At 72.3% G+C, this 26,500-nt stretch carries 23 protein-coding genes; 7 read left to right on the forward strand and 16 right to left on the reverse strand.

The features are described 5' to 3' along the window. Positions 1-13: 13 nt before the first annotated feature. Entirely contained in the window at positions 14-2,818 is a 2,805-nt protein-coding gene (locus ACI2K4_RS18420) for an aconitate hydratase (RefSeq protein ID WP_404512815.1), read from the reverse strand. A gap of 271 nt (positions 2,819-3,089) precedes the next feature. On the opposite strand from ACI2K4_RS18420, the gene ACI2K4_RS18425 reads away from it, so the two are divergent. Further along, a complete protein-coding gene (locus tag ACI2K4_RS18425; RefSeq protein ID WP_404512817.1) occupies positions 3,090-3,644 on the forward strand; it encodes a hypothetical protein in 555 nt (184 codons plus the stop codon). 167 nt (positions 3,645-3,811) lie between these two features. Here ACI2K4_RS18425 and ACI2K4_RS18430 read toward each other — a convergent pair whose 3' ends face one another. Together ACI2K4_RS18430 and ACI2K4_RS18435 are read right to left on the reverse strand one after the other, a co-directional pair. Beyond that, a complete protein-coding gene (locus tag ACI2K4_RS18430; protein WP_404512819.1) occupies positions 3,812-4,507 on the reverse strand; it encodes a C39 family peptidase in 696 nt (231 codons plus the stop codon). Between the two features lie 454 nt (positions 4,508-4,961). Beyond that, the gene (locus tag ACI2K4_RS18435; RefSeq protein WP_404512821.1) at positions 4,962-5,141 is read right to left on the reverse strand and encodes a hypothetical protein; all 180 of its coding nucleotides are present in this window, start codon (positions 5,139-5,141) and stop codon (positions 4,962-4,964) included. A gap of 17 nt (positions 5,142-5,158) precedes the next feature. On the opposite strand from ACI2K4_RS18435, the gene ACI2K4_RS18440 reads away from it, so the two are divergent. Continuing rightward, complete coding sequence (locus ACI2K4_RS18440) at positions 5,159-5,869, forward strand: hypothetical protein (protein WP_404512823.1); 711 nt, start codon at positions 5,159-5,161, stop codon at positions 5,867-5,869. A 61-nt stretch (positions 5,870-5,930) separates the two neighbouring features. Here ACI2K4_RS18440 and ACI2K4_RS18445 read toward each other — a convergent pair whose 3' ends face one another. The 3 genes from ACI2K4_RS18445 to ACI2K4_RS18455 form a co-directional block, all read right to left on the reverse strand. Then, positions 5,931-6,413 (reverse strand): hypothetical protein, encoded by a 483-nt coding sequence (locus ACI2K4_RS18445; protein WP_404512825.1) that lies wholly within the window; start codon positions 6,411-6,413, stop codon positions 5,931-5,933. A gap of 20 nt (positions 6,414-6,433) precedes the next feature. After that, complete coding sequence (locus ACI2K4_RS18450) at positions 6,434-8,143, reverse strand: RyR domain-containing protein (protein ID WP_404512827.1); 1,710 nt, start codon at positions 8,141-8,143, stop codon at positions 6,434-6,436. 89 nt (positions 8,144-8,232) lie between these two features. Then, positions 8,233-9,729 carry an aminopeptidase P family protein gene (locus ACI2K4_RS18455; protein WP_404512829.1) on the reverse strand — a complete coding sequence of 499 codons (1,497 nt, stop codon included), beginning with the start codon at positions 9,727-9,729 and terminating at the stop codon, positions 8,233-8,235. Between the two features lie 111 nt (positions 9,730-9,840). Between ACI2K4_RS18455 and asnB the strand changes: the two genes are divergently transcribed. Further along, positions 9,841-11,802 carry an asparagine synthase (glutamine-hydrolyzing) gene (asnB, locus tag ACI2K4_RS18460; RefSeq protein WP_404512831.1) on the forward strand — a complete coding sequence of 654 codons (1,962 nt, stop codon included), beginning with the start codon at positions 9,841-9,843 and terminating at the stop codon, positions 11,800-11,802. Between the two features lie 128 nt (positions 11,803-11,930). Here the strand turns inward: asnB and ACI2K4_RS18465 are convergent, their stop codons facing one another. Beyond that, complete coding sequence (locus ACI2K4_RS18465; protein ID WP_404512988.1) at positions 11,931-12,980, reverse strand: lytic polysaccharide monooxygenase; 1,050 nt, start codon at positions 12,978-12,980, stop codon at positions 11,931-11,933. A gap of 541 nt (positions 12,981-13,521) precedes the next feature. On the opposite strand from ACI2K4_RS18465, the gene ACI2K4_RS18470 reads away from it, so the two are divergent. After that, the gene (locus ACI2K4_RS18470; RefSeq protein WP_404512989.1) at positions 13,522-14,502 is read left to right on the forward strand and encodes a PfkB family carbohydrate kinase; all 981 of its coding nucleotides are present in this window, start codon (positions 13,522-13,524) and stop codon (positions 14,500-14,502) included. On the opposite strand, the gene ACI2K4_RS18475 is transcribed toward ACI2K4_RS18470, so the two are convergent. From ACI2K4_RS18475 to ACI2K4_RS18495, 5 genes are all read right to left on the reverse strand, one after another. After that, positions 14,475-15,305, reverse strand: coding sequence for an MBL fold metallo-hydrolase (locus ACI2K4_RS18475; protein ID WP_404512833.1), 831 nt, complete (start codon positions 15,303-15,305; stop codon positions 14,475-14,477). The two genes, ACI2K4_RS18470 and ACI2K4_RS18475, sit on opposite strands and share 28 nt — an antisense overlap. Continuing rightward, positions 15,302-15,706, reverse strand: a complete 405-nt coding sequence (locus ACI2K4_RS18480) for a thioesterase family protein (RefSeq protein WP_404512835.1) — start codon at positions 15,704-15,706, stop codon at positions 15,302-15,304. The genes ACI2K4_RS18475 and ACI2K4_RS18480 overlap by 4 nt, the downstream gene beginning before the upstream one ends. A 116-nt stretch (positions 15,707-15,822) precedes the next feature. After that, the gene (locus tag ACI2K4_RS18485) at positions 15,823-17,238 is read right to left on the reverse strand and encodes a PH domain-containing protein (protein WP_404512837.1); all 1,416 of its coding nucleotides are present in this window, start codon (positions 17,236-17,238) and stop codon (positions 15,823-15,825) included. Then, positions 17,235-17,819, reverse strand: a complete 585-nt coding sequence (locus tag ACI2K4_RS18490) for a PH domain-containing protein (protein WP_404512839.1) — start codon at positions 17,817-17,819, stop codon at positions 17,235-17,237. The genes ACI2K4_RS18485 and ACI2K4_RS18490 overlap by 4 nt, the downstream gene beginning before the upstream one ends. 67 nt (positions 17,820-17,886) lie before the next feature. Continuing rightward, positions 17,887-18,117 carry a hypothetical protein gene (locus ACI2K4_RS18495; RefSeq protein WP_404512841.1) on the reverse strand — a complete coding sequence of 77 codons (231 nt, stop codon included), beginning with the start codon at positions 18,115-18,117 and terminating at the stop codon, positions 17,887-17,889. A gap of 381 nt (positions 18,118-18,498) precedes the next feature. On the opposite strand from ACI2K4_RS18495, the gene ACI2K4_RS18500 reads away from it, so the two are divergent. Genes ACI2K4_RS18500 through ACI2K4_RS18510 form a run of 3 tightly spaced genes read left to right on the forward strand, consistent with a single transcriptional unit; the run spans position 18,499 to position 21,634 of the window. Continuing rightward, a complete protein-coding gene (locus tag ACI2K4_RS18500; protein ID WP_404512843.1) occupies positions 18,499-19,608 on the forward strand; it encodes an AAA family ATPase in 1,110 nt (369 codons plus the stop codon). Between the two features lie 8 nt (positions 19,609-19,616). Then, positions 19,617-20,687, forward strand: a complete 1,071-nt coding sequence (locus ACI2K4_RS18505; RefSeq protein WP_404512845.1) for a DUF58 domain-containing protein — start codon at positions 19,617-19,619, stop codon at positions 20,685-20,687. Then, complete coding sequence (locus tag ACI2K4_RS18510; protein WP_404512847.1) at positions 20,684-21,634, forward strand: 26S proteasome regulatory subunit RPN10; 951 nt, start codon at positions 20,684-20,686, stop codon at positions 21,632-21,634. The genes ACI2K4_RS18505 and ACI2K4_RS18510 overlap by 4 nt, the downstream gene beginning before the upstream one ends. A gap of 519 nt (positions 21,635-22,153) precedes the next feature. Here ACI2K4_RS18510 and ACI2K4_RS18515 read toward each other — a convergent pair. The 4 genes from ACI2K4_RS18515 to ACI2K4_RS18530 all read right to left on the reverse strand — a co-directional run bounded on the left by ACI2K4_RS18515 (position 22,154) and on the right by ACI2K4_RS18530 (position 26,346). Beyond that, positions 22,154-23,371, reverse strand: coding sequence for an acyltransferase (locus tag ACI2K4_RS18515; RefSeq protein WP_404512849.1), 1,218 nt, complete (start codon positions 23,369-23,371; stop codon positions 22,154-22,156). Beyond that, positions 23,368-24,291 carry an alpha/beta hydrolase gene (locus ACI2K4_RS18520; protein ID WP_404512851.1) on the reverse strand — a complete coding sequence of 308 codons (924 nt, stop codon included), beginning with the start codon at positions 24,289-24,291 and terminating at the stop codon, positions 23,368-23,370. The genes ACI2K4_RS18515 and ACI2K4_RS18520 overlap by 4 nt, the downstream gene beginning before the upstream one ends. A gap of 154 nt (positions 24,292-24,445) precedes the next feature. After that, positions 24,446-25,108 (reverse strand): response regulator, encoded by a 663-nt coding sequence (locus tag ACI2K4_RS18525; protein ID WP_404512853.1) that lies wholly within the window; start codon positions 25,106-25,108, stop codon positions 24,446-24,448. Beyond that, positions 25,105-26,346: a sensor histidine kinase gene (locus ACI2K4_RS18530; RefSeq protein WP_404512855.1), complete on the reverse strand. Its 1,242-nt coding sequence runs from the start codon at positions 26,344-26,346 to the stop codon at positions 25,105-25,107. The genes ACI2K4_RS18525 and ACI2K4_RS18530 overlap by 4 nt, the downstream gene beginning before the upstream one ends. Positions 26,347-26,500: the final 154 nt, after the last annotated feature.

Consider the following 26,500-nt stretch of genomic DNA (forward strand, 5'->3'; position numbering starts at 1 on the left):
GTGCGTGCGGGTGTCAGCTCGCGATCATGCGGCGCAGGACGTACTGCAGGATGCCGCCGTGGCGGTAGTAGTCCGCCTCACCCGGGGTGTCGATCCGTACGATCGCGTCGAACTCGATCCCGGTGTCGGTGCTGACCCGCACGGTGCGTGGCACGTCGCCGTCGTTGAGCGCGGTCACCCCGGTGATGGTGAACGTCTCGGTGCCGGTGAGGCCGAGGGTCTCGGCGGTCACGTCGACCGGGTACTGCAACGGCAGCACGCCCATGCCGATCAGGTTCGAGCGGTGGATCCGCTCGTAGGACTCGGCGACGACCGCCCGTACGCCGAGCAGCATCGTGCCCTTCGCCGCCCAGTCGCGCGACGAGCCGGAACCGTACTCCTTGCCGGCCAGGATCACCAGCGGTACGCCCGCCTCCTGGTACGCGACCGAGGCGTCGAAGATCGAGCTCTGGTCACCGGTCAGGTGGTTGACCGTGAAGCCGCCCTCGACGCCCGGCACGAGCTGGTTGCGCAGCCGGATGTTGGCGAAGGTGCCCCGGATCATCACCTCGTGGTTGCCCCGGCGGGAGCCGTACGAGTTGAACTCGTGCCGAGCCACGCCGTGCTCGGCCAGGTACTTGCCGGCCGGGGAGTCGGCCTTGATCGAGCCGGCCGGCGAGATGTGGTCGGTGGTGACCGAGTCACCGAGCTTGGCCAGCACCCGGGCGTTGGTGATGTCGTCGACCGGCTGCGGCTCGCGGGCCATGCCCTCGAAGTACGGGGGCTTGCGCACGTAGGTCGAGTCACCGGCCCAGGCGAAGGTGTCGCCGGTCGGGGTCGGCAGGCCCTGCCAGCGCTCGTCACCGGCGAAGACGTCGGCGTAGTCGGCGGTGAACATCTCGCTGCGCACCGCGCTGGCGATGACCTCCTCGATCTCCGTCGAGCTGGGCCAGATGTCGCGCAGGTAGACCGGCTGGCCGTCGGAGCCCGTGCCGATCGGCTCGTTGGCCAGGTCGATGTCCATCGTCCCGGCGAGCGCGTACGCCACCACCAGCGGCGGCGAGGCGAGGTAGTTCATCTTGATGTCCGGGTTGATCCGGCCCTCGAAGTTCCGGTTGCCGGAAAGGACCGAGACGACCGACAGGTCGCGCTCGTTGACCGCGGCGGAGACCGCCTCGGGCAGCGGGCCGGAGTTGCCGATGCAGGTGGTGCAGCCGTAGCCGACCAGGTGGAAGCCGAGCTTCTCCAGGTACGGGGTGAGGCCGGCGCGCTCGTAGTAGTCCATGACCACCTTCGAGCCCGGCGCCAGGGTGGTCTTCACCCACGGCTTGCGGTTCAGACCGCGGTCGACCGCGTTGCGGGCGAGCAGGGCCGCGCCGATCATCACCTGCGGGTTCGAGGTGTTGGTGCAGGAGGTGATCGCGGCGATCACCACGGCGCCGTGGTCGAGTTCGAACTCGGTGCCGTCGTCGCCGGTGACCCGGATCGGGGCGCTGGCGCGGCCCTTCGCCCCGGTCGCGGCGGAGACCAGGTCGCCGGGGGCGTCGTCGGGGTCGGTGATCCCGTTGGCCGGCGGGTCGCTGGCCGGGAAGGACTCCTCGCTCGCCTCGTCGGCCGGGCCGTGCGCGACCGGGTTGTCCTCGCCGACGTAGTTGATCAGCGCGGAGCGGAACAGCGTCTTGGCGTTGCCCAGCGGCACCCGGTCCTGCGGTCGCTTCGGTCCGGCCAGCGACGGCTCGATCGTGGACAGGTCGAGTTCGAGCCGCTCGGAGTAGTTCGGCTCGGCGTCCGGGTCGTGCCAGAGGCCCTGCTCCTTGGCGTACGCCTCGACCAGCGCGACCTGCTGCTCGCTGCGGCCGGTGAGCTGGAGGTAGCGAATCGTCTCCGCGTCGATCGGGAAGATGGCGACGGTGGAGCCGTACTCCGGGGACATGTTGCCGATGGTGGCCCGGTTGGCCAGCGGCACCGCGCTCACGCCGGGACCGTAGAACTCGACGAACTTGCCGACCACCCCGTGCTTGCGCAGCATCTCGGTGATGACGAGCACCAGGTCGGTGGCGGTGGTGCCGGTGGGGGCCTCGCCGGAGAGCTTGAAGCCGACGACCCGGGGGATGAGCATGCTGACCGGCTGGCCGAGCATGGCGGCCTCGGCCTCGATGCCGCCGACGCCCCAGCCGAGTACGCCCAGACCGTTGACCATCGTGGTGTGCGAGTCGGTGCCGACCACGGTGTCCGGGTACGCCTGGCCGTTGCGCTCCATGATCGTACGGGCCAGGTACTCGATGTTGACCTGGTGCACGATGCCGGTGCCCGGCGGTACGACCTTGAACTCGTTGAACGCGGTCTGGCCCCAGCGCAGGAACTGGTAGCGCTCGCGGTTGCGCTCGTACTCCAGCTCGACGTTGCGGGCGAAGGCGTCCTCGCGGCCGAACAGGTCGGCGATGACCGAGTGGTCGATGACCAGTTCCGCCGGGGCGAGCGGGTTGACCCGGGTCGGGTCGCCGCCGAGGTCGCGCACGGCCTCACGCATGGTGGCGAGGTCGACGACGCAGGGCACACCGGTGAAGTCCTGCATCAGCACCCGGGAGGGGGTGAACTGGATCTCGACGCTCGGGTCCGCGTCCGGGTCCCACCCGCCGAGCTGGCGGATGTGCTCGTCGGTGATGTTCGCGCCGTCCTCGGTGCGGAGCAGGTTCTCCAGCAGGATCTTCAGGCTGTACGGCAGGCGCTCCTGCCCGGTCACCTTGTTGATCCTGAAAATCTCGTAGCTCGCGTCTCCGACGCGTAGCTGGCTCTTCGCACCGAAGGTGTCGAGGCTCGCCACGTCGTACTCCTTCACGCTGTGTTCGTTCCGGCCGATGCCTTCCGGCCGAAGGGCGACCGTGAATAGTCCTGAGCAGTCTTTCGTACGTGTTACCGCCGCGCGCGGGTTAGGTAACACTTACCAATCGGCTCCTTCGGCTATTCAAACCGTACGTCCGTCTTGCTATTGGCGCAAGCCGGTGGACGACCGACGTACGCCGGGTCCGGTCGACACCCACCCCGGTCACCGGCGCGGGACGGCCCGTACGGTCGGCCCCGGCACGGTCGTCGGTGCTAGGGTGCCGCGAGTGACCGACGCAACCGTCCACCTCGCTGCCCAGCCCCGGATCGACACCGTCGCGACCGGGTTCTTCACCGACGACCGGCGACTGCGCAGCGACTACGCCGGCATCGCCTGGATCGGTGGCGAGCCCGACCCCGACACCGGCCTGATGGGCCCGGAGTACAAGCGCCGCGGTGTCGACTCCCGGCTCTTCCTCCCGGACACCCACTGGTACGACCTGGACGCCCTCGAAGACGTCGAGGTGCAGCTCAGCGTCTCCCTGCTCCAGATACCCGGCACCGCCCAGGGCACCCAGGGCCTGGTCGGGGCGATCGCCGACCCGGTGATCGAGTTCTACGAGCACCCCGAGGGTGGCACCGGCGTCGGTCTCTGCCTCTGGGTGCACGGCGACATCTGGTCCAACGTCGGCCTCTCCTACCGGGTCACCGTGCTCTGCGCCCCGAACGCCGTACGCGAGCCCGGGGCGGACGGCGAGGGGATCACCCACGAGACGACCCCGTCGTCGGACGGCTCCGACGCGGATGGCGGCGCGGGCGGCGGAGGCGGCGGGGGCGAGTAGCAACCCGACGATTCCGCCCCGGGTGCACGACGAGGGACCCGGGCGCACGACGAGGGACCCGGGGGAGATGTGAGGGACCCGCAGAGACGACGAGGGGCCAGCTCGGATGAGCTGGCCCCTCGTGTCTACCGCTGTGCTGTTCGGTTGTTGTCATCCGGTGACCCGGATCAGGCCGAGTAACCGCGGGTGGCGATCCAGTTGGCCATGTCGATCGTGGTCATCCAGTACGACGAGTTGTTCGGGTTCGCCGGGTCGGAGATCTTTACCTGGCGACCGTCGTCCTGGTAACCGACCACGGCCAGGTAGTGACCGCCCTCGTAGGAGTGCGAGACTCCGTCGGTGTCGGTACCGGTGCCGATGATGTTGGCGACCACGGCACGGTTGTCGTCGACCGCGCGCTTGACGTCAGCCTGGAGCTTGTCCATTTGCTCCGGCTTGGCCTTGCCGTCCGGGATGGCGGTGGTCTTGTAGACGTTGCCGCCGACCACGTCGTTCAGCACCCGGGTGGTGTCCTCGGCCGAAGCGGTGCCCTCGACCGTGGTACCCAGCTTCTTCGCGACCTCGTCCTGGCTCAGGTTGTGACCGTCCGCGCTCAGCGCGATCCGGGTCGAGGCCGGGCCACACCAGAAGAAGTTCGGCTGTGCCTGGTAGTCGACCTTCAGCTCCTTGGCCGACTTGCCCTTGTCGCGGTCGTGACCCTTGTCGCGGTCGTGACCCTTGTCCGAGTCGTGTCCCTTGTCGGAGGTGACGTGGGCGACGGTGACCATGGCCGGAGCCTTGGTGGGAGCCGGAGCCGCGTGCGCGGTGGCACCCAGCGGGCCGGCGATGGCGCCGCCGACGAAGGCGAGACCCGCGGCGGTCATGGCGCCCTTACGAACTGCGGAAGTCTTTGCGATGGCCGGTAGCCACTGACTGAAGGTAGTCATGATGGTTGCCTTCCAATTGGGGGTTCCCGCACCTGGGGGAGGAGCGCGGGGGTGGAGCGAAGCGCGCGGGACCATGGGGGTGGTCGGCGCGTCCGGGGTGTAACGGGTCCGGCTCGGAAATCATTCCGGGGAGGCGTCACCCGGTGGCCGGCACGGAGCTACCCCGTAGGTGCTCCGGCGTTCGGGGGATGTAACCGGTCCGGCCCGTCAAACATTCCGGGGGCGGGGCCCCGGGGGCCGGTCACGGAGGCGTACCTCCGGGTGCTCCGGCGTACGGGGGTATAACCGATCCGGGGCCCCCGGCATTCCGGGAGGCATCCGGATCGGCGAGTTGATCAAGCAGGTTCGGGCGTCGGGGCGACGGAGTGGCGGGACATACCGGACATATCGCTCAGGATGGGTCATCGGTAGGTGGGGCGAGGGCCGTCGCCTCGGCGTGCCGGTCCCGCAGCCGGGTCCGGATCTGATCCGGCGTGTACGCCCGCCGACGCCGCTCGGCACGCGCGATCACCACCCCGGTGGCCGCCACACCGACCACGCCCGCCAGGCCAACTATCTTCCACCAGCGCATCCGCCTAGGGTAGTCGAGTGGTCGATACGAGCATCAGCCTCGATGAAGCGGTCGACGTGACCCGTACCGGGGACCTGTGGATCTTCCGGGGACGTAGCGTGCCGGACCGGGCGATCCAGTTCACCACGAACAGTCCGGTCAACCACGTCGGCATGGCCGTGGTCCTGGAGGACCTGCCGCCGCTGATGTGGCACGCCGAACTAGGCAGGTCGCTTCCGGACATGTGGTCCGGAACCCACCAGCGCGGGGTGCAACTGCACAACCTGCGCGACGCGGTCTGCGTCTGGGCGAACCGGTACGGCCAACGCGCCTGGCTCCGCCAGCTCGAACCACCGGCCGGACGCCGGCACGAGGACGCGGTGCTGCGTACGATCGCCCGGCTCGACGGGACCCCGTTCCCCTCCACCGCCCGGATGGCGTGGCGCTGGCTGCGCGGCCGGGTGCCGGCGGTGCGACTCGACGGGGTGTTCCGCCCGGAGCGTCCGGATCACGCCGAGTCGGTGCCGCAGGCGCCCGGGGCGGCCGGCGCGCCCCAACGGGACAGTGTGCTCGAAACCGCCTACTGCGCCGAGGTGGTGGCCGTGACGTACGAGGAGATGGGGTTGCTGCCGGCCGGGCGCCGGCCCAACTGGTACGACCCGGGCCGGTTCTGGAGCGGCGACGACCTGGAGCTGACCGACGGCGCCCGGCTCGGCTCGGAGATCACCGTGCGGATACCGGCCCGCTGACCGGAACGAACCGTTATTACGATCCCCGTGCCGGGTGACCCACCACCGCCGGGGACGACGGTCAGCCGCGTCGCGCGCCGTCCGGCCAGAGGACCGTCACCGGCAGGCCGCGTTCGTGCGCCGCGCGTACCACGTCGGCGGTGTCGCCGACGTCGACCGACGGACGTCCGTCCCAGACCGCGACGAGCATCTCGCTGCGGTCGAGCAACTCCTCGCTCGCCGCCATGTACGCCTGCCGCCCGGAGCGGGCGTACGGCATGTAGTCCACCTTGGCCGCGAGCCCGAGCAGTTCGTCGAAGTCGGCCCGGTTCTCCCGCTCCACCGCCTGCTGCCGGTAGTCGGCGGCCGGGATGACCGCCTCGTACGTGCCGTTGAGCGCCAGCACCTGCCGGGCGAAGAGCTGGTCGGCACCGTTGGCCAGGCAGGTGATGCCGCGCAGCCCCGGACCCGCGTACGGACGCAGGTGCTCTTCCAGGCTGGCGGCGACGAGTTCGGCGGTGCCCCGGGCCAGTACCACGTGACCGGTGACCCCGATTCGTGGCATGACCCGTCGTCCGTTCGCCGTCACGCTTGCCGTACCCGCACGATCCGGAACCCGGCGTCGGCCAGGATGACCGGCATCTCCCGGATCGCGTCGTGGTTGCGTGCGCGCATCTCCGCCCCAAGGGTTTCCCACGGCGTCATCGCCGGGTGCAACCGTCGGCTGTCGTCGCGGAGGTCACCGTACCGCCAGCCGTCGGCGGTCCGCTCCCTGATCCAGCGTTCGTGCTCCAACAGGGCGAGTCGTTCGATCTCCGCCTCGGCCAGTGTGTACTCCTCGCCCGGCCCGAGCCGGGGAGCGAGCACACAGCCGATCTCGCGCAGCTTGACGCCGAAGTCCTCGGCCTGGGCCCGGTTGGCCAACCGCAGCGTTTCGGGCAGATCCTCCCACGGCACCAGGGCCGGGGTGTTCCACGGAGCCTCGCGGCGCCGCTGCCGGGCCGCGACGTACCCCTCGTGGATCACCCGGGCCAGGTCGTCGCCGATCAGTTCCGGATCGCAGGCTGCCCGGACCACGCCGTAGAGGCGCAGGGTGCCGGAGAGGTCGTCCAGCACCCGTTCGCCGTGGCCGCCGAAGGCGTCCCGGAGGCTCGCCAGTCGATCCAGCCGGACCAGCACCGAGCCGGGCGCCCCGTGCCAGAGCTGTTCGACGGTGAGTGCCGTACGCAGCGCCCGCTGCTCGTCGTCGTAGCAGATGAAGACCCGGTCCGGCGGCAGCGGGAACCCGGCGGCGAGCAGGTCGGTGAGGTCGCCGTCGTAGGTGGTGATCTCGCAGACCCGGGACAGGAACGGAAAACGCTGGGTGAGTTGGTCCCGGGCGGTGGAGGCCGCCTCGTCGACCAGGGCGAGCGGGATACGCCGCTGGTCGTCGGGGTCCCGGACCCGCCACCGTCGGGCCAGTTCCACCAGTACGGACCGGCCGAACGTGGTGGCGCCGAGCACCACCACCCGGGGCGGTTCGCCGCCGACCGGGACCGGCGGCTCCTCGGTGAACAGCTTGCGGGCGGCCAGGTCGTCGATGTGGAAGAACTCCACCCGCGCCCCGGGCTGCCCGGCCAGGCCGAGGTGTCGGGCCTGGAGCGCGAGGCAGAGTTCGGGGTCGGCGACCTCGGCGTACACCGAGAGCGGACTGCGCCTGCCGTGCCGGCCGTGGCGGGCGGCGGCGAGTGCGATCGCGGTGTTCGCGGCGCTGTCGTCGGTGCAGGCGTAGAGCGCGCGGGCCCGCCCGACCCCGGCGGCCCCGAGCACGTCCGGGTCCCGGGCGGGGCGGGCGACGCGGCGGATGTCCGGCGTGGTCGCCACCGCACCGGAGGGGACGGTGACGACCCGTTCGCCGTCGGCGCGCAGCCGTCGGGCGAGCGTGTTGGCGACCATGCCGTCACCGCAGACGATCACGTGGTTGCGGGCCTGCCGGACCCGCAGCCGACGCAGCTCGGTGGCGAAGACCAGCCGGCCGGCCTCGATGAAGGCGTAGAGGGTGACGGCCGGGGCGCTGAACCGGGCGATCTGCAACAGCAGCGGGAACCTGCCCCCGTCGTCGAGTGGTGGCGAGCCGAGCACGAACAGTTGCAGGTCGTAGTAGAGCAGGTCGAGCGGGTTCGCCTCGCCCTTCAACCACTCGTCCAGGCCGAGGTAGCCGCAGACCAGGGAGGCGATCCCGATCGCCGCGAAGAACAGCCGCAGCACGTCCATGGTGGGCGCGCGCGGCGGCTCGCCGAGGTTCCTGCCGGGCACGGCGCCTCCCGTGGGGGTCGGGTATCAACGCAGCGTCATCGTACCGTTGCGATTCGCCCCGTCCGTGATCGCCGACTGCCGGGTACCCGTCAGCCGGGGAGCCGGGGGCCCGCCTCACGCTGCGCCGCCAGCCAGGTCTCCACCTCGTCGGCCTGCCTCGGCAGGCCCGCCGAGAGGTTGACCGCGCCGGCCGGCGTGACGAGTACGTCGTCCTCGATCCGGATCCCGATACCGCGCAGCTCCTCCGGGACCAACTCGTCCTCGGCCTGGAAGTAGAGGCCCGGCTCGACGGTGAGCACGTTGCCCTCGCTCAGGGTGCCGTCCCGGTAGTTCTCCTTGCGGGCGTGCGAGCAGTCGTGCACGTCGATGCCGAGCATGTGCCCGAAGCCGTGCAGCGTCCACCGCCGGTAGACCGTCGAGGTCTCGTCCATCGCCTCGTCCACGCTGACCGGCAGCAGGCCCAGGTCGGCCAGCCCCTCGGCGAGCACGCGCATGCACGTACGGTGCACGTCCTTGAAGCGCACCCCGGGTCGGATGAACTCGATCCCGGCCTGCTGGGAGGCGTACACGATGTCGTAGACCTGGCGTTGCAGCGGGCTGAAGGTGCCCGCGACCGGCAACACCCGGGTGACGTCGGCGGTGTAGAGGTTGCGTCCCTCGACCCCCATGTCCATCAGCAGCAGGTCGCCCGGACGGGTGAAGCCGGTGTTGCGGACCCAGTGCAGGGTGGTGGCGTGCTCGCCGGACCCGACGATCGAGGCGTAACCGACCTCGTTGCCGTCGTGCCGGGCCCGCAGCGCGAACACCCCCTCGATCAGCCGCTCGGCGACCGGCCGGTCGGCCGGCAGCACCCGGGCGACGTCCTCGAAGCCGTGTACGGTCGCGTCGATCGCCTCCTGGAGCTGGGCGATCTCCCACTCGTCCTTGACCAGCTTCAGCTCGCTGATCACCGCGGCCAGCTCCCGGTCCCGGCCGAGCCGGGCCGGTCCGCCGTCCCGGCTCTCCGCCACGTCGTACGCGCGCACGGCGGCGTCGACCGAGGAGTCCAGACCGCGCAGCACCCTGGTCCGCCGGGGCGCGCAGTCGGCCAGCGCGGCGGCGAGTTCGGTCAGTGGCGCCGTCTCCACGCCCAGCTCGGTCGACTTCTCGGCCAGCGTGTGCCGGCGGCCCACCCACAGCTCGCCGTTGCGGCTGCGGAAGAACTCGTCGGTCTCCTTGGAGTTGCGCGGCTCGGTGTAGAGGGTGGCGTCGTGTCCGGATCCGTTCGGGCGCAGCACCAGCACGCTGTACGGGTCGTGGTCACCGGTGAGGTACGCGAAGTCGCTGCCCGGCCGGAACGGGTAGATGTTGTCGTTGACCCGGGTCTTCTCGGTGCCGGTCGGGATCACCAGGGTCTCCCCGGCGAACGCGGCGGAGAGGGCGGCCCGCCGCTTGGCGTAGTGCGGCGCCTCGGGTCGGGGGGCCACCGTCAGGGCCCGGTCCCGCCAGCCCTGGCGCATGAAGGCGAGGAACTTCTCCGGGTAGTCCGGGTCGTGCGACTCGACGCGGGTCGTCTCCGGCGTGATCTCGCTCTGCTTGTCGCTCATCTCGCGCTCCTCCCGGGCCAGCCTGCCTTCAGACGTTACCGCGCCGTCCGAGGATCGGAACTCCCAGCGGTGCCGGCACGGGTGTCCGGTGCGCGTGGAAAGATGACCGCCATGTGCGGACTCCTGGCCTTTTTCAGCGCGCGCGGCGACGCCAGCGCGCACCGAGACGCCCTTGCCGGCGCGTTGGAATGCCTGCATCACCGGGGACCGGACGAGACGGGTGTCGAACTCATCGCCGACCCGTCCGGTACCCAGGCGGACGCGATCTTCGCGCACAAGCGGTTGTCGATCATCGACGTGGCGCTGAGCCACGAGCCGTTGCCGTACGCCAACGGCCGCTACCTGCTCACCTTCAACGGCGAGATCTACAACTACCTGGAGTTGCGCGAGGAGCTGGCCCGCGATTTCGGTGCCACCTTCGCTACCCAGGGTGACGGCGAGGTCATCGTCGCCGGGTTCCACTACTGGGGCGAGCAGGTGCTCAACCGGCTGCGCGGCATGTTCGCGTTCGTGATCTGGGACCGGCAGGAGCGGCGGGCGTTCGGCGCCCGGGACTACTTCGGCATCAAGCCGCTGCACTACCTGGAGACCAACGACGGGGTCTACCTGGCCTCGGAGAAGAAGGCGCTGCTGCCGTTCGCGCCGGCCGCGCACGCCGGTGACGCCGGGGTGGACGGGGCCAGCCTGTCGCACTACCTCACCTTGCAGTACGTGCCGGAGCCGGGCACCCTGCACCACGGCATCCGCCGGATCGGCTCGGGGGAGTACCTGACCTGGACGCCCGGTGGCCGGATCGACGTCCGTCGGTGGTACCGGCCGGTGTTCCGGCCCGCCCCGGTCGACGACCAGCAGCGGCTCTACGACCAGATCCGGGACACGCTGCGCGAGAGCGTACGGATGCACATGCGGGCCGACGTGCCGGTCGGCTCGTTCCTGTCCAGCGGCATCGACTCGACCGCGGTGGTCGCCCTGGCCCGGGAGTTCAACCCGAACATCCTGACCTTCACCGTCGGCTTCGACGTGCCGGGCTACTCGGAGATCGACGTGGCCCAGGAGTCGGCCCGGCACCTCGGGGTGACCACCATCGCCACCAAGATCGGGCCGCAGGACATGATGGATGCCCTGCCGAAGATCGTCTGGCACCTGGACGACCCGGTCGCCGACCCGGCCCTGGTGCCGCTCTACTTCGTGGCCAAGAAGGCCGCCGAGCACGTCACCGTGGTCCTCTCCGGCGAGGGCGCGGACGAGTTCTTCGGCGGCTACACGATCTACCGGGAGCCGCTCTCGCTCGGCGCGGTGAACGGCCTGCCCGGCGGCATGCAGCGTGGGCTGCGGGCGGTCTCGAAGGCCATCCCGCAGGGGGTCAAGGGCAAGAGCTTCCTGGAGCGGGGCACCACCCCGATCGAGGAGCGCTACTACGGCAACGCGCGGATGTTCACCGAGGAGGAGAAGCGGCACCTGATGCGCCGCTACGACCCGAGCGTGCGCTACACCGACGTGACCGCCCCGATCTACGCCGAGGCCACCGAACTCGACGACGTCACCAAGATGCAGTACATCGACCTCTACACCTGGCTGCGCGGCGACATCCTGGTCAAGGCCGACCGGATCTCGATGGCGCACTCACTCGAGGTGCGGGTGCCGTTCCTGGACCGGGAGGTCTTCGACGTCGCCGCCGGTATCCCGGTGGACCTGAAGCTGCCGCCCCGCTCCGACGCCACCAAGTTCGCCATGCGTCAGGCGCTGCGCAACGTGGTCCCGCCGCCCATCGTCAACCGGCGCAAGCTCGGCTTCCCGACCCCGACCCGGGTCTGGCTGCGGGGCGAGATGTACGAGTGGATCCGGCACATCTTCGCCACCTCCGGCGCCGGTGACCTGCTCGACCTCTCGTACGCGATGCGGCTGCTGGACGAGCACAAGCGCGAGGAGGCGGACCACTCGCGCAAGGTCTGGACCGTACTGATCTTCTGCATCTGGCACGCGATCTTCGTCGAGCGCACGCTCGACCCGGGTATCCAGCGCAACCAGTCGGCCCTGCTCACCAAGCCGGTGGTCGGCTCGATGGTGGCCTGAGACCGGGCCGCGATCGGCCGGGCGCCGATCCGAGCGGCACCCGAGCAGTACCACAGCAGTACCGCAGCAGCACCCGAGCCGGGCCCGACGCGTGACGCGTCGGGCCCGGTCCGCTTCGTCCCGAGGGGTTACGGGCTGGTGCAGGTCACCGTCGGTGCGGTGTTGGTGGCACCGGCACTGCCGGTGAAACCGAAGGTGGCGGTGGCGTTGGCGGCGAGGTTGCCGTTGTGACCGACATTACGTACGGTCACCGCTGATCCGCTCTGGGTGTAACTGCCGTTCCACAGGCTGCCGATCGTCTGCCCGTTCGCCCAGGTCCAGCGGGTGGTCCAGCCACTCAACGCCGAGCTGCCGGTGTTGCGTACCGTGACCTCGCCCTGGAAACCGCCGGACCAGCTACCGGTGGTCCGGTAGGTGGCGGAGCAGCCCGCGTTGCCCGGCGGCGGGGTGGTCGGGTTCGGTGGCGCCGTGGTCGGGTTCGGTGGCGGGGTGGTCGGGTTCGGCGGGTTGGAACCGCCCGGCCCGACCCCGGTGACCTCGCCGTTGCCGCCGTCGAAGACCACGTCCGAGCAGCCGAAGAAGTTCTCCTGGCTGTCCGAGCGGACCCAGCGGGAGTAGATGATGTGCCGGCCGCTCTTGCCGGACGGCAACTGCCCGCTGAAGTAGTAGTGGCCCTCGTTCGTGCCGACCCCGCCGCTCTGCGGCGGGTTGGTCACGGTCAGGAACGGTGTCTCCAGGTCGCTCCAGGCCAGCGCCCGGGTCGGGCTCCAACTGTCCTTCGTCACGTAGAAGTAGAAGGTGCCCGGGTGGTGGGCCCAGTTGCTGTACTTGAAGTTGAAGTTGCCACCGGAGGTCAGGTGGGTCAGCGGCCAGTCGTTGCGGGCCAGGTTGTAGCCGCTGAAGCTGGCGTTGCCGCCGCTGCAGAGCTGCCCGTCCGAGACAAAACCGGTGGTCCGGCCGGCGGCGTCCGAACGAAGCACACTGAACCAGTTGTAGAGCGAGTTCGCGCCGCTCTGGTTGACCGCCGCCGCGCAGGCCGGGTTGTTGGGCTGGATGTCGCCGCGCGGGCTGAGCCCGTCCTTCCAGCACAGGAACGTACGGCTGCCGGGTGCCATGGCGGCACCGTGCGCGAGTGCGGCGTTGGGGGTCACCACCGTCATGATGCCGGCGGCGAGCATGGCCACGGTGGCGAGCACCGTGACTCTGCGGAAGGGTTTCACCGATGTCTCCTTACTGAGGGCCAGTGCCGCAGGCGGGTGGGTACGCCGGTGCTGCGGCCTACCAGTGGGTGCCCGCGAGCCGCGGGAACCTGGTCGACAGACCGGTACGGTGTCGTCGGCGCCCGGTCGGCGTCCCCGGGGAAGGGCATCCCTGAAGGAAACCGGGGTGGGAGGGCAGGCGGCGACCCGGTGTCCGGTCCGATCACGGACGGGTCTGCTGCTCGCGTGGCCCCTGCGGCATCCGGCACGGCGCGTTAGCCCCCGCGCTGTCCCGGTACGCGCCAGTGCACCACGGATGGCGGATCCACGCAATAGCTGATCGTCGATGGCCACCGGTACGGCGGGTCGGCTGGCCGTCCGGTTACCCGCGACCGGACCGACCCGGCATGCTGGGCGGGCCGCCCGGCACACTGTTCGGGCTACCGGGGTGGCCCGGACGGGCGCCGTACCGGTGGTCGGGCGGCGGGACGGAGGCAGGGTGGCGGGACGGAGGCTGGGCATGGGGTACGCGGTGGTGATCGGCGAGGCACTCGTCGACCTGCTCGACGGGCGCTGTGACGGGGAGGCGGTCTACCGGCCGGTGATCGGCGGCGCACCCTTGAACGTCGCGGTCGGGATCGCCCGGCTCGGGGCGTCGGTGGAGTTCGTCGGGTCGGTCGGGGACGACGTACTCGCCGGGCGGATCCGGGACTTCCTCGCCGACAACGGCGTGGGACAGCGGGGGGTGCTGACCGTACCGGCGTCGACCGCGCTCGCGGTGACGACCTTCGCCGGGGCCGAACCCGACTTCCGCTTCTACGGCGAGCCGCCCTCGTACGGCCTGCTGGATCCCGACGCCCTCGACCCCGCCCTGGTCGGTGGGGCCGCCGTGCTCTACTGCGGCTCGATCGCCCTGCTCCAGGCACCGGTGCTCGCCGCCGCCCGCCGGGCCTGGAGGCTCACCGCCGGCCGGCGGGTCTTCGACCCGAACGTACGTCCCCGGCTGTTGCCCGACGCGGCGGCCATGGGCGGGCTGCGGGACCTGGTCGACGAGTTCGCCGCCACCGCCGACCTGGTCAAGCTGAGCGCCGCCGACGCGGACCTGCTCTACCCCGGCGAGTCACTCGACCGGGTCGCCGGCCGGCTGCGCGCGCTCGGCGCGGGTGCCGTGGTGATCACCCGCGGTCCGGCCGGAGCACTGGTCGCGGCGGGGTCGACGCCGGTGTCGGTGCCCGCCCCGGCGGTGGCGGCGGTGGACGCGACCGGTGCGGGCGACTCGGTGATGGCGGCGCTCGTCGCCGACCTGCTCCTGGCCGGTCCGCCGGCACCCGACGGCTGGCCGGAGCGGGTCGGGTACGCGCTGCGGGTCGCCGGACTGGTCTGCGAGGCCCCGGGCGGCGCGGTCGCCATGCCGACCCGGGCCCAGGTCGCCGCCCGCTTCCCGGACCCGTCCCCGGGCACCGGTGGCGGGGATCAGTTGTCGCCGGAGAGCTCCGCATAGCCGAGCCGGACCGCCGGCAGGGTGACCTCGGGGCCGAACGGGGCCCGGGCGGCGACCCGCTCGGCCGGTGCGTCGTCGGCGTGCCCGTCGCGGATCAGCCAGGCCAGGGCGGAGAGCTGCTCGTGCTGGGCGCGTACCTGGTCGGTGTCGAAGACGGGGCCGTGACCCGGCACGACCACGCTTCGCGGTGTGGTCAGCCGGAGCAGTTCCGCCACCGTCTCCGGCCACTCCAGCGGGTAGCTGTCGTCGAACGACGGCGGGCCGGCGGACTCGACCAGGTCACCGGCGACCAGCAGGTCCGCGTCGGGCACCTGCACCACCAGGTCGCCGTCGGTATGCCCACGCCCGAGGTGGCGCAGGACCACCAACCGTCCGCCGAGGTCCAGCGTGGACTCCAGGTGCACGGTGTGGGTGGGCGCGAGGATCTCGGTCCGGGCCAACTCCTGCGCGAGCGCCGGTTCCCGGGTGCGCATCTCGTCGTACGCCTGCTGGCGAACCTGCTCCGGGTGATCCCGCAGCCGGGCGACGGTCTCCCGGTGGGCGTAGATCGGCCCGGCCGAGGCGGCGACCAGCGTGGCGTTGCCGAAACAGTGGTCGAAGTGGTGATGGGTGTTGACCAGCGTCCACGGGAGCGGTGTCACCGCGCGGGCGGCGGCGACCAGTTCGGTGGCCTGGGGCCCGGTCGAGAGCGTGTCGACCAGCAACGCCGCCTCGTCCCCGACGACCAGGGTCACGTTGACCTCGAGTACGGGATGACGCAGCAGGTAGACCCGCTCGCCGATCTCGGTGAATCCGGTGCTCATGGTGTCCGCGACGCCCTCTCCACGAACCGGGACCGGTCGACCAGCGCCCGCTCCACCCGTCCCTGCGCCACCGTGGCCGAGCCGTCGGTGACGCTCACGTCGAAGTGCAACCGCCGGCCGGTCACCTCGGTCAACCGGGCCTGCGCCACCACCGTCCGGCCGACCGGGGTCGGCACGGTGTGGTCGAGTTCCACCCGCAGGCCGACCGTGGTCATGCCGGGCAGCAGTCGGGTGGCGGTGGCCGCCACCGTGGCCGCCTCGGCGAGCGCCAGCACCCTCGGCGTGCCCAGCACCGGCACGTCCCCCGAGCCCACCGCGAGGGCGGTGTCGGTGTCGCTGACGGTGAGTTCCACCCGGGCGGTCAGACCGGGTGCGAAGCCGGATTCCGGCGGTTGTTCCATGGGTGCAGCTTAGGGCCTGCCCCGGCGCGGGATGATCGGCATGACCCGGCCGGGGTGGGTCGAGTCGTCCGACCCGACCCTGCGCGAGCCGTCCGGCTCGGCGGGCGGTCGGGCTCTCAGCCGGCGGTCCGGGCGGCGCGGGCGCGGGCGGTCAGTTCGGCCGCCAACGCCCATGCCTCGGCCAGGTCCCGGTCCTGAGCCGAGGCGCCCGGCCCACCGGCGGTGTCCGCGTGCACCGTGGCCAGTCGCAGCAGGCGCTGCACCGGCCCCTGCACCACCCGGACACTCTGGATCCGCGCGTACGGCACCACCATGAGCTGCCGGGTGAGCAGCCCCTGTCGGACGGCGAAGACCCGCTCACCGAGCCCGGCGCCGAGCGCGGCCCGGGTCACCGGGTGCACCCACCGGGCGCGCGGCGGTGGCGGGGCGAGCGGCGCGGTCAGGTCCACTCCGGGCAGCACCTCGGCCATGACCAGTTCGGCGGTACGCGGGTCGCCGACCGGGAGCAGTTGGTCGGCCCGGTTGTTCGCGTCCGCGTCGAACGACAGCCCGGCCACCTCAAGCCGGAGCCGCAGCCAGCCCTTCGCCCGCCAGAGCAGCGGCCAGGTCGCCCCGACCGCCTGCACCCGCTCGAACGGCACCGTCTGCGCCCGAGTCTCGAGCAGTCCGTGCCGTACGCGCAGGGCGGCGTCGTCGCGGGCGAGTTGGAAGTTCCAGTCGGCGAGCACCCGGCGCAGCGGTTGCAGCAGCACACCGGCCATCGCGGTCAGGGTGCTGGCGACCGCGATGAAGGACCAGGATCCCTCGTTGAGGAACTGGATCACCACGAACGCCATGCCGAACGGCAGCAGCATCGCCTGCGGGGTGAGTAGCTGGCTGACCAGCAGGTCCCGGTTGGTCACCGAGTGCAGGTGCCGGCGGGCCGGTTCGGCCGGGAGCGGTGCCCCGACCACCTCGGCGCCGGGCAGGCCGGACGGGTGGGCGCCGGACCGAACCGGTGCCGGGGTACGCGCGGCGAGGCTGAGCAGGCGTTCGCGCAGCGCGACGGCGTCGGCGACCGCGACGTACGCCAGCGGGGCCTCGGTCTTGCCCCCGCCGACCACCTCGAGTCGAAGCTCGGCCAACCCGCTGAGCTGGGCCAGCAGTGGACGGACCACCTCCACCGACTGGAGCCGCTCCAGCGGGATCGCCCGGGTCCGCCGCCAGAGCAGCCCCTCGTAGATCCGCAACTCCCGACCAACCACGTGGTAGCCGGTGTTGTACCAGCTCACCAGCGACAGCACGACCACGCCGAGCAGCAGTACGACCACCATGCCGGCGTACCAGCCGAGGCCCACCCGGCCCAGGGTCTGCCAGGAGAGCGCGGCGATGATCACCACGAGCGAGTTGGCCCCGTGCAGCAGCGGGCTCAGGGGGTGCAGCCGCCGCCGTGGCTCCTCGCTCGGCGCCCCGGGTGGGGGCGGTTCGGGCGGGAGCGGGCCGGATGGGGGCGGTTCGGTGGCCGGTCGGTCGGGCACCGGGGGCTCGGTCACAGGCCCTCCGCGCGGTCTTCGCCGAGTGCGGTGAGCCGGTCCCGCAGCCGGGAAGCCTCGGCCGGGCGCAATCCCGGCACCCGCGCGTCGCTCGCCGCCGCCGCCGTGTGCAACTGCACCGTGGCCAGGTCGAACGCGCGCTCGAGCGGACCGGCGCTGACGTCGACGAACTGCATCCGCGCGTACGGCACGATCGACAGCCGACGGACCAGCAGACCGTGCCGGACCAGCAGGTCGTGGTCGCGCTCGGCGTAACCCCAGGCGCGTACGGCCCGGACGATCGCCACCACCCGCCAACCACCGAGCAGCACCACCAGGCCGACCCCGAGACCGAAGAGCCAGTGGCCGGACAGGGCCCAGCCGATCCCGAGGCCGAGCAGCAGCACCGCCAGACCGGCAGCGAGCCGCAGCACCTCGACCCAGACCAGGTCGCGGGAGACCGGCTGCCACCGTACGGTCTCCGGCCACGGCTCCAGCGGGCTGGTCGGGCCGGGATCGATGGGCCGGGCCGGGCCGGGGGCGTCGGCGTGGGCCGCGTTCTCCGCGGCCGGTGCCGGGCCGGGGGCGTCCGGGTGGCTCATCGGGTCACCCCGAGCGGGTGGCCGCCGCGAACCGGGACACCACGATGGCGGAGATCGCTTCGCTCGCTCACGGTTCGAGCGTAGGCGATGGGTCCATCGGTGCCACGTCACGGAGGAAACCGCGTGCGTCCAGGAAATCGCCGAGACTCTGCCGGTGCGCGGCGCAGGCGAGCCAGGTCTTGCGCCGGTCGGCGGTGTGCAGCCGGGGGTTGTTCCAGCGCAGGGCCCAGACGGCGGCCTCCCGGCAGCCGCGCGCCGAGCAGACCGGGGTCGTCGGTGGCGGGTCGGAGTCGGTCACCCGGCGAGTGTACGGAGGTCGACTGTGTCGCGGTCGACGCGTGCCGTGTCGGAGTCGTCGCAGACGGTGTGTTGGCGCGGGACGCCGAAGTCGACGGGAGGGCGGGCGAGAGGTCGCCCGGTTCCGACACGGGCATTAAAGCGCCGGGCGACCACGGGGGGAGCCGCCCGGCGACGGCTGAATCGTACACGTCACCTGCCCGGTCCTGTCTACCCACGCGCGCTGATTTGTGCCGGCGTCGAGGGGTGGACACGTCGCGCCGGACCGGCCACGGCGACAAATGGTTCTTCCGCCACCCGACTTCTCAGCCGGACGTGCGAGGCTTGGTGCGGCAGTTCGTCAGCCGACATTCTGATCACGCGACCCCGCTGTGGAGGACCGGTGGCCCAGCCGACCACGCCCGACGCCCCGACACCTACCGATTCCGCCAACGGCGACCCCGCCACGGGCAGCACCCCGGCGGAGGACGCGACCCTGCTCGAACGCGCGTTGTTCGAGGTCAAGCGGGTGATCGTGGGTCAGGACCGGATGGTCGAGCGGATGTTCGTCGCCCTGCTCGCCCGGGGTCACTGTCTCCTGGAGGGGGTCCCCGGCGTGGCGAAGACCCTGGCGGTGGAGACCCTCGCCAAGGTTGTCGGCGGTACCTTCTCCCGGGTCCAGTTCACCCCGGACCTGGTGCCCGCGGACATCGTCGGAACCCGGATCTACCGCCAGTCGAGCGAGAAGTTCGACGTCGAACTCGGACCGGTCTTCGTCAATTTCCTGCTCGCCGACGAGATCAACCGGGCTCCGGCCAAGGTGCAGTCGGCGCTGCTGGAGGTGATGTCGGAACAGCAGGTCTCCATCGGCGGCCAGACCCACCGGGTGCCGAACCCGTTCCTGGTGATGGCCACCCAGAACCCGATCGAGCAGGAGGGGGTCTACCCGCTGCCCGAGGCGCAGCGCGACCGCTTCCTGATGAAGATCCTGGTCGGCTACCCCACCGACGCGGAGGAACGCGAGATCGTCTACCGGATGGGGGTCAGCGCGCCCGAACCGGTGCCGGTGTTCAGCCCGACCGAACTGGTCGCCCTGCAACGCAAGGCCGACCAGGTGTTCGTGCACAACGCGCTGGTCGACTACACCGTACGGCTGGTGCTCGCCACCCGTGCCCCGGCCGAACACGGGATGCCCGACGTGGCCCAGTTGATCCAGTACGGCGCCAGCCCGCGCGCCTCGCTCGGCATCGTACGGGCGACCCGTGCCCTGGCCCTGCTGCGCGGCCGGGACTACGCGCTGCCCCAGGACGTGCAGGACATCGCCCCGGACATCCTGCGGCACCGGCTGGTGCTCAGCTACGACGCGCTCGCCGACGACGTGCCCGCCGACCACATCGTCGGCCGGGTGATGTCCACGATCCCGCTTCCCTCGGTCGCCCCCCGGCAGAACGCCGGACCGGTACCACCCACCGCAGCGCAACCGGCCGGTGCCTGGCCGGGACGGTTGCCGTGACGCCTGGCATGGCCAGCCGGTCGCGGTTTTCCCCCGGCACCGGTTCGGCGGCCGGCACCGGTTCGGCGGGTGGCACCGGTTCGGCGGGTGGCGTCGGGTCGGCGGGTGGCGTCGGGTCGGCCACCGCCGATGCCACGTCGGGTCGGGCCGAGGCGGTCCTCTCCCGGTTGCAGCTACTGGTCACCCGTAAGCTTGACGGGCTGCTGCAGGGCGACTACGCGGGGCTGCTGCCGGGGCCGGGCAGCGAGGCGGGGGAGTCGCGGGAGTACCGACCCGGCGACGACGTACGCCGGATGGACTGGCCGGTCACCGCGCGTACCACCCTGCCCCACGTACGCCGGACGGTCGCCGACCGGGAGTTGGAGACCTGGCTGGCGGTGGACCTGTCGGCCAGCCTGGACTTCGGCACCGGGCAGTGGCTCAAGCGCGACCTGGTGGTGGCCGCCTCGGCGGCGATGGTGCACCTGACCGTGCGGGGCGGGAACCGGATCGGTGCGGTCGTCGGCACCGGCGGCGTGGGCGGTGGCACGCGTACGGTCACCGGTGCGGCCGGCGCCCGCCCCGGCGTCCTGCGGTTGCCGGCCCGACCCGGACGCAAGGAGGCGCAGGGCCTGCTGCGGGCGATCGCCTCCACCGAGATCCGGCCCGGCCGCAGCGATCTCGGCGCCCTGGTCGACATGCTCAACCGCCCGCCCCGACGACGCGGTGTGGCGGTGGTGATCTCCGACTTCCTGGCTCCGCCGGAACAGTGGGGCCGGCCGGTGCGCAAGCTGGCCGTCCGGCACGACGTACTGGCGATCGAGGTGGTCGACCCGCGTGAGCTGGAGTTGCCCGACGTCGGGGTGCTCTCGCTGGTGGACCCGGAGACCGGCGCGCTGCACGAGGTGCAGACCGCCGATCCCAAGCTGCGTCGGCGTTACGCCGAGGCGGCATCGAGCCAACGGGCGGCGATCGCCCATCAGTTGCGTGCCGCCGGTGCGGCGCACCTGCGGCTGCGGACCGACTCAGACTGGCTGCTGGACATGGTGCGTTTTGTCGCCGCGCAGCGGCACGCGCGCACCAGGGGGACGACAAGATGATCCGTTTCTTGCAACCGTGGTGGCTGCTGGCCGTGCTGCCGGTGTTCGCCGTCGCCGGGGCGTACGTCTGGCGCCAGCTACACCGCCGCGAGTACGCCATCCGGTTCACCAACGTGGACCTGCTGCGCACCCTCGCGCCGAAGGGACTGGGCTGGCGGCGGCACGCGGCGGCGAGCGCGTTCCTGCTGAGCCTGCTGGTGCTGGCCACCGCGATGGCGCGCCCGTCGGTCGACACCGAGGAGCCGCTGGAGCGGGCGACCATCATGCTCGCCATCGACGTGTCGCTGTCGATGGAGGCTGACGACGTGGCACCGAACCGCCTGGAGGCGGCGCAGGAGGCGGCGAAGCAGTTCGTCGCGGAGCTGCCGCCGACGTACAACCTGGGTCTGGTGTCGTTCGCCAAGTCGGCGAACGTGCTGGTGCCGCCGACCAAGGACCGCCCGGCGGTGACCCAGGCGATCGACGGCCTGGTGCTGGCCGAGGCGACCGCCACGGGCGAGGCGGTCTTCACCTCGCTGGAGGCGATCCGGTCGGTGCCGGCCGACGGTGCGCAGGGCGTGCCGCCGGCCCGGATCGTGTTGCTCTCCGACGGCTTCCGGACCTCCGGCCGATCGGTGGAGGAGGCGGGCGCGGCGGCGCAGGCGGCGAACGTACCGGTGTCGACGATCGCCTTCGGCACCGACTCGGGCCAGGTCGACATCGGCGGGCAGGTCCAGCGGGTGCCGGTCGACCGGATGGCCCTGGCCCAGCTCGCCGAGACCACCCAGGGCTTCTTCTACGAGGCCGCGTCGGTCACCGAGCTGAAGCAGGTCTACCAGGACATGGGCAGCTCGATCGGGTTCCGGACCGAGCCCCGCGAGGTCACCCAGTGGTACGCCGGGACGGCGCTGCTGCTGGCGCTCTGCGCGGCGGCGATGAGTCTGCTGTGGACGTCCCGGCTGCCCTGACGACAACTCCGGCCGGGCCGGTCAGCCGTACCCGGCTGGCTGGCCCGGGGTTGTCGGACGGTGCGGTCGGGCTTACGGGGTGCCGCTGACCAGGACGAACAGGACCAGCACCCACATGGCGGCGAGGGTGAAACCCAGCGGGGCGACAAAACGGTTCATGGCGTGGCTCTCCGGTGGCGGCTCAGGCGGCCCGCGCCGGCAGGACCGGGCCGGCAGGGGCCTGAGGGGTAGGGACGCGCACACGAAGTCGTGGCCGGGCGGCTCCACACGCCCCGACGCCGGACGGCGTCGGGTATCGCACCACGATCAGACCCACCTCGGCGGGGCCGTGGTGGGCGGGTGGTGTGCGGAGCGAGGCTGTGTCAGTTCATCCGTGGAGTCGTGGCTCAGCGGGACTGACGAGCGGCCCGGCCACGACTAGGAGGATCGCTACTTCGCACAGCGATCACCTCCACTAGCCGAACCGGACCGGACGGTGACGATCGTACACCCGTCCCGCCGTGTCGCGAAGTTGGCCGATCATCCGGTGTGTGCCCTGCTGAACGGCTTCTCCGTGGCGGACGACGGTGGGACGTCCGGCGACCGGGCGGGCGCGGGTGCGTACTCTGCGTGATCGAGGCGGCGGGTGACCAGGAGACCGAGCACCGCGGCGACGAGCGGGAGCCAGGCCAGCCGGGCGGCGACCCAGCCGGGGTGCGTGGGCACGGTGTGCAGGCCGGGCAGGGCCGTGCCGCCGGCCAGTCGGGCACCGAGCACGGTCACCGCGACCAGTGCGGTCTGGTGCCACAGGAAGACCGGCAGCGCCACGGTGTTGAGCGCCCGTACCGGTCTCCACCAGGCCGGTCGGCCCAGCAGTCGGGTCAGGGCGGGCCGGAGCAGCAGGACGCAGCCGATCTGGGCCAGCACGAGGCAGACCGTGAACATCGACGGCGGGTCGAGATTGGACCGTCCGGCCCCGGGCACCCCGACCGCGCTCGCCGGGTAGCCGGCGAGCAGCACCAGCGCGGCCATCCCGGCGACGCCGCCGAGGGCCAGTCGCAGCCCGGTCCGCCGACCGGCGCCGCCGCCGTCGACCAACGCCATCCCCAGCAGGTACGGCACCAGCCAGCCGGCCAGCACGCCGACCGGCACCAGCCAACCCGGTACGCCGTCCGGGCGCAGCCGTCCGGTCAAATCGACCGTGGCGACCAGGAGCAGCGGCGGCAGCGCCACGGCGGTCGTACCGTGCCGGCGCAGCGCGGCGCGCAGTGGCCGGGTGAGCAGGACCAGGGCGACAAACGGCAGCAGGAACCAGAGCGGGCTGACCACCAGCGTGGCCACGGTCCGCACGGTGGCGGTCGGTACGCCGGCCAGCAGCGCGACCGCCAGCACCACCGCCCAGCCGCCGAGCAGTGTGCCGACCGGCGCGACCAGCCGCCGCAGCCGCCGGCCGAACCACCGCCGGTGCCCGCCACCGGCGTCCCGCGCGTGACCCGCCCCGGCGTGCGGCCGGTCCACGATCGCCGTCGCGCCGGAGTCGAGCGACCGGGCGGAGGCGTAACCGGCGGTGAAGAAGAACAGGCCGAGGGTCTGCAACAGCCAGGTCACCGGCGCCAGCCAGGGCATCAGGACCAGCGGGCTGGCCTGGGCCAGTGCGCCCGTCGGGGTCGCCACCAGCGCGGTCACCAGCCAGTGGCCGAGCACCACCCCGCCGATCGCGTACGCCCGTACCCCGTCCACGCTCCGGTCCCGGCTCATCGCGGCGTCCCCGGGGAGCGCCCGAGCGCGACCGCCGACACCGCCGCCAGCGTGCCGGTCCCGGGCACCAGGTAACCGTCGTGCCCGGTCACGCCGTCCACCGGCAGCGGGCGCGCGCCGAACGCGGGATCGGCGGGCCGGGTGCCGTGACCGAGACCGAACAGGCGCAGTCCCGGGACGCGCCGGATCCAGTCGTCCGGTGCCTCGGCGGCCCAGACCCGGGCCCGGCTGCGCAGCCCGCTCACCCGACCGGCGCCCATGCCGACGCCGCCGACGCTGACCAGGTCGGTCACCTGGGCCGGCAGCCGGGGCGCGGCCAGGCCGAGCAGCACCGCGCCGTAGCTGTGCCCGACCAGGGTGATGGTCGCCGTGGGGCGGTGCGCGGCGAGCAGCCGGGTCAGGTCGGTCAGCGCCACGGCACCGCTGCGTGCCCTGGTCTCGCGGGCGGCGGCCCAACCGAGCCCGTCCGGCGGGTCGTAGCCGAGCCAGGCGATCACCGCCACCCGGGCCGACGGGTCGTCGGCGCGCAGCCGCCCGTACAGGTGACGTGCCTGGACCGCCGGGGCCCGCCGGGCGACCCCGCCCAACCCCCGGTCGAAGTCGCGCAGCGTGGTGTCCACCCCCGGGACCAGGAGCACGATCCGCTCGGCGTCGGCCAGGTCCCCGAGCACCTCGACCGCGCGCCCGTCGCCGCTCGGGTCGAAGGCGAGGAAGTGGCGTCCGTTCGCCGCCCAGTCCGCGTACGGCGCACCGGCCGCCCGCATCGCCGCGCCCACCGCCGGATACGCCTCGACGAACCCGGTGACCGGGGCCGGCGCGGCAGCCGTGGCGGCCGGCGGTGGATAAAGCAGTGCCAGCCCGAGCAGGAGCAGCACCGGGCCGCGAAGTGGTGGGCGTCGAGGCGTCAGCCGTCGTCTCATCGTGGTCCCCGTCCGGTTGTCGCCAACCGGGAGCCGGTCGACGTCGACCGGAAGAATGCGGGTCGGACCGGGGCGTACGCGTCACCCCACGGAGCCGTTCCCGGCGTAGCCCCACGGGGTCACCCGACGCCGACCCCCGCTACCGGGGCCGGGGCTACTCGCCGGCCGCGACCAGGCCGGACTCGTACGCGGCGACCACCGCCTGGGCGCGGTCGCGCAGTCCCAGCTTGGCCAGGATCCGTCCGACGTGGGTCTTCACCGTCTGCTCGGCGACCACCAGGTCGGCGGCTATCTCGGCGTTGGAGCGGCCGCGCGCGATCAGCCGGAGCACCTCGGTCTCCCGGGCGGTGAGCGCGGCCAGCGAGGTCGGCCGGGGCCGGTCCGGCGCGGGTCGGGCGGCGAACTCGGCGATCAGCCGGCGGGTCACCGCCGGGGCGAGCAGGGCGTCCCCGGCGGCGACCACCCGTACCGCGTGCACCAGGTCGGCGGCGGGCGCGTCCTTGAGCAGGAATCCGCTGGCCCCGGCCCGGAGCGCCTCGAAGACGTAGTCGTCCAGGTCGAAGGTGGTCAGGATGAGCACCCGGGGGCGGGTGGCGGCCCGGTCGCCGAGCAGTTGCCGGGTGGCGGCGAGCCCGTCGAGCACCGGCATCCGTACGTCCATCAGCACCACGTCCGGGTCGAGCCGACGGGCGGCGGCGACCGCCTCCGCCCCGTTGGCCGCGTCGCCGACCACCAACAGGTCGGGTTGGGCGGCGAGCAGCGCACCGAAGCCCTGCCGGACCATCGCCTGGTCGTCGGCGATCAACACCCGGATCATCGGGTCTCCCCGGTCTCGTACGGCAGGACGGCGGTCACGGTGAAGCCCTCCGGTGTCGGCTCGGCGGTGAAGGTGCCACCGAGCAGCCTGGCCCGTTCCCGCATCCCGACCAACCCGTGTCCGGCCACCGGTGGCGTGGCGCCGGGCGGACCGCCGGAGTTGTCGACGCGTACCCGCAGGTCGCGCCGGCCCGGTCGGAGGGTGACCCGGACCGGGGCGCCCGGGGCGTGCCGGGCGGCGTTGGCCAGCGCCTCCTGCACGATCCGGTACGCGGCCAGCCCGACCGCCTCCGGCGGGCTCGGCGCGTCGGGCGGTGGTGGTTCGGTGGTCATCGACACCGTCATGCCGGCCCGTTCGGCGGTCCCGACCAGCTCCGGCAGGTCGGCCAGGCCCGGCTGCGGCGCGGTCTCCGGGGTGCCGGACTCGCTGCGCAGTACGCCGAGCAGCCGGCGCATGTCGGTCAGCGCGCCCCGGGCCGAGGCGGCGATCGCGGCGAACTCGGTCCGGGCCGGTTCCGGCAGCTCGTCGAGCCGGTACGGCGCGGTCTCCGCCTGCACCGCGATCATCGACATGTGGTGGGCGACCACGTCGTGCAGTTCACGGGCGATCCGGGTCCGCTCCTCCAGCACCGCCCGCCGGGCCTGGGCCAGCTCGCTCAGCTCGGCCTGTTCGGCCAGGGCCCGCTGGCTCTGCCGGCGGCGCCGTACCTGGTCGCCGACGGCGAGCACGGCCACGACCAGCACGACCACGCCGTACGCGTTCGCCCGTTCGCCGACGAACAGGAAGACCGGGACCAGGGTGAGCAGCCCGGCCCAGGCGGTCATCCCGACCGGCACCCGGACGGCGAGCAGCACGAGCACGAACAGGAAGCCGATGATCTGCACCGGGTTCCACGGCCACGGCTCCCGTAAGGTGGCCCCGGCGGTGCCGAGGAAGAGCATGAGGTAGCCGAGCCGCCAGGCCAGCAGTGGCCAGCGCGGCGCCAGCGCCACCGGGAGGCTGGAGCCGACGGCGAGCGCGAACGCGTGCGACCCGGTCAGCCCCCGGTTCTCGACCAGGTACTCGTTGGCGGCGGCGGTCAGGCCGATCAGCGCGAGCAGCAGCACCGGGACCAGCCAACCCCGGATCCGGCGCCACCAGCGCGGCGGCACCTCCGACCGGTATGTCCGGTCTCGGCCGACAGAGAGCCGCCGCAGGTCACCCAGCGTGGCGCGGATCGGGTCGGCGGGTTGCTCCATCATCGGCAGGGTACGGCGCGGGAACCGCCTGGTCGTCCCACTCCGGTGGGATCCTGCTTGTCGTACCCCGGTATGACCTGCCGCCCGGCCCCGGGCGGCGGACGACCGGCGCCGGGTGACCATCGGCCCCGGTCCCGGTCCGGTGGCGTGGCGC

The organism is Micromonospora sp. NPDC050397, assembly GCF_044901685.1.
In the GTDB taxonomy this organism is placed as follows: domain Bacteria; phylum Actinomycetota; class Actinomycetes; order Mycobacteriales; family Micromonosporaceae; genus Micromonospora_G.

What these genes read in the sequence shown, in the direction of transcription:
- ACI2K4_RS18430 (WP_404512819.1), bottom strand. Translation starts at nt 4,507, where the DNA reads ATGACCGCCGCGGGTCTCGCCTTCGTCGGCGGCGCCATCGCCGGCCCG.
- ACI2K4_RS18435 (WP_404512821.1), bottom strand. Translation starts at nt 5,141, where the DNA reads ATGCGCTGGTGGAAGATAGTTGGCCTGGCGGGCGTGGTCGGTGTGGCG.
- ACI2K4_RS18445 (WP_404512825.1), bottom strand. Translation starts at nt 6,413, where the DNA reads ATGCCACGAATCGGGGTCACCGGTCACGTGGTACTGGCCCGGGGCACC.
- ACI2K4_RS18455 (WP_404512829.1), bottom strand. Translation starts at nt 9,729, where the DNA reads ATGAGCGACAAGCAGAGCGAGATCACGCCGGAGACGACCCGCGTCGAG.
- asnB (WP_404512831.1), top strand. Translation starts at nt 9,841, where the DNA reads ATGTGCGGACTCCTGGCCTTTTTCAGCGCGCGCGGCGACGCCAGCGCG.
- ACI2K4_RS18465 (WP_404512988.1), bottom strand. Translation starts at nt 12,980, where the DNA reads ATGCTCGCCGCCGGCATCATGACGGTGGTGACCCCCAACGCCGCACTC.
- ACI2K4_RS18470 (WP_404512989.1), top strand. Translation starts at nt 13,522, where the DNA reads ATGGGGTACGCGGTGGTGATCGGCGAGGCACTCGTCGACCTGCTCGAC.
- ACI2K4_RS18475 (WP_404512833.1), bottom strand. Translation starts at nt 15,305, where the DNA reads ATGAGCACCGGATTCACCGAGATCGGCGAGCGGGTCTACCTGCTGCGT.
- ACI2K4_RS18480 (WP_404512835.1), bottom strand. Translation starts at nt 15,706, where the DNA reads ATGGAACAACCGCCGGAATCCGGCTTCGCACCCGGTCTGACCGCCCGG.
- ACI2K4_RS18490 (WP_404512839.1), bottom strand. Translation starts at nt 17,819, where the DNA reads ATGAGCCACCCGGACGCCCCCGGCCCGGCACCGGCCGCGGAGAACGCG.
- ACI2K4_RS18505 (WP_404512845.1), top strand. Translation starts at nt 19,617, where the DNA reads ATGGCCAGCCGGTCGCGGTTTTCCCCCGGCACCGGTTCGGCGGCCGGC.
- ACI2K4_RS18510 (WP_404512847.1), top strand. Translation starts at nt 20,684, where the DNA reads ATGATCCGTTTCTTGCAACCGTGGTGGCTGCTGGCCGTGCTGCCGGTG.
- ACI2K4_RS18515 (WP_404512849.1), bottom strand. Translation starts at nt 23,371, where the DNA reads ATGAGCCGGGACCGGAGCGTGGACGGGGTACGGGCGTACGCGATCGGC.
- ACI2K4_RS18520 (WP_404512851.1), bottom strand. Translation starts at nt 24,291, where the DNA reads ATGAGACGACGGCTGACGCCTCGACGCCCACCACTTCGCGGCCCGGTG.
- ACI2K4_RS18525 (WP_404512853.1), bottom strand. Translation starts at nt 25,108, where the DNA reads ATGATCCGGGTGTTGATCGCCGACGACCAGGCGATGGTCCGGCAGGGC.
- ACI2K4_RS18530 (WP_404512855.1), bottom strand. Translation starts at nt 26,346, where the DNA reads ATGGAGCAACCCGCCGACCCGATCCGCGCCACGCTGGGTGACCTGCGG.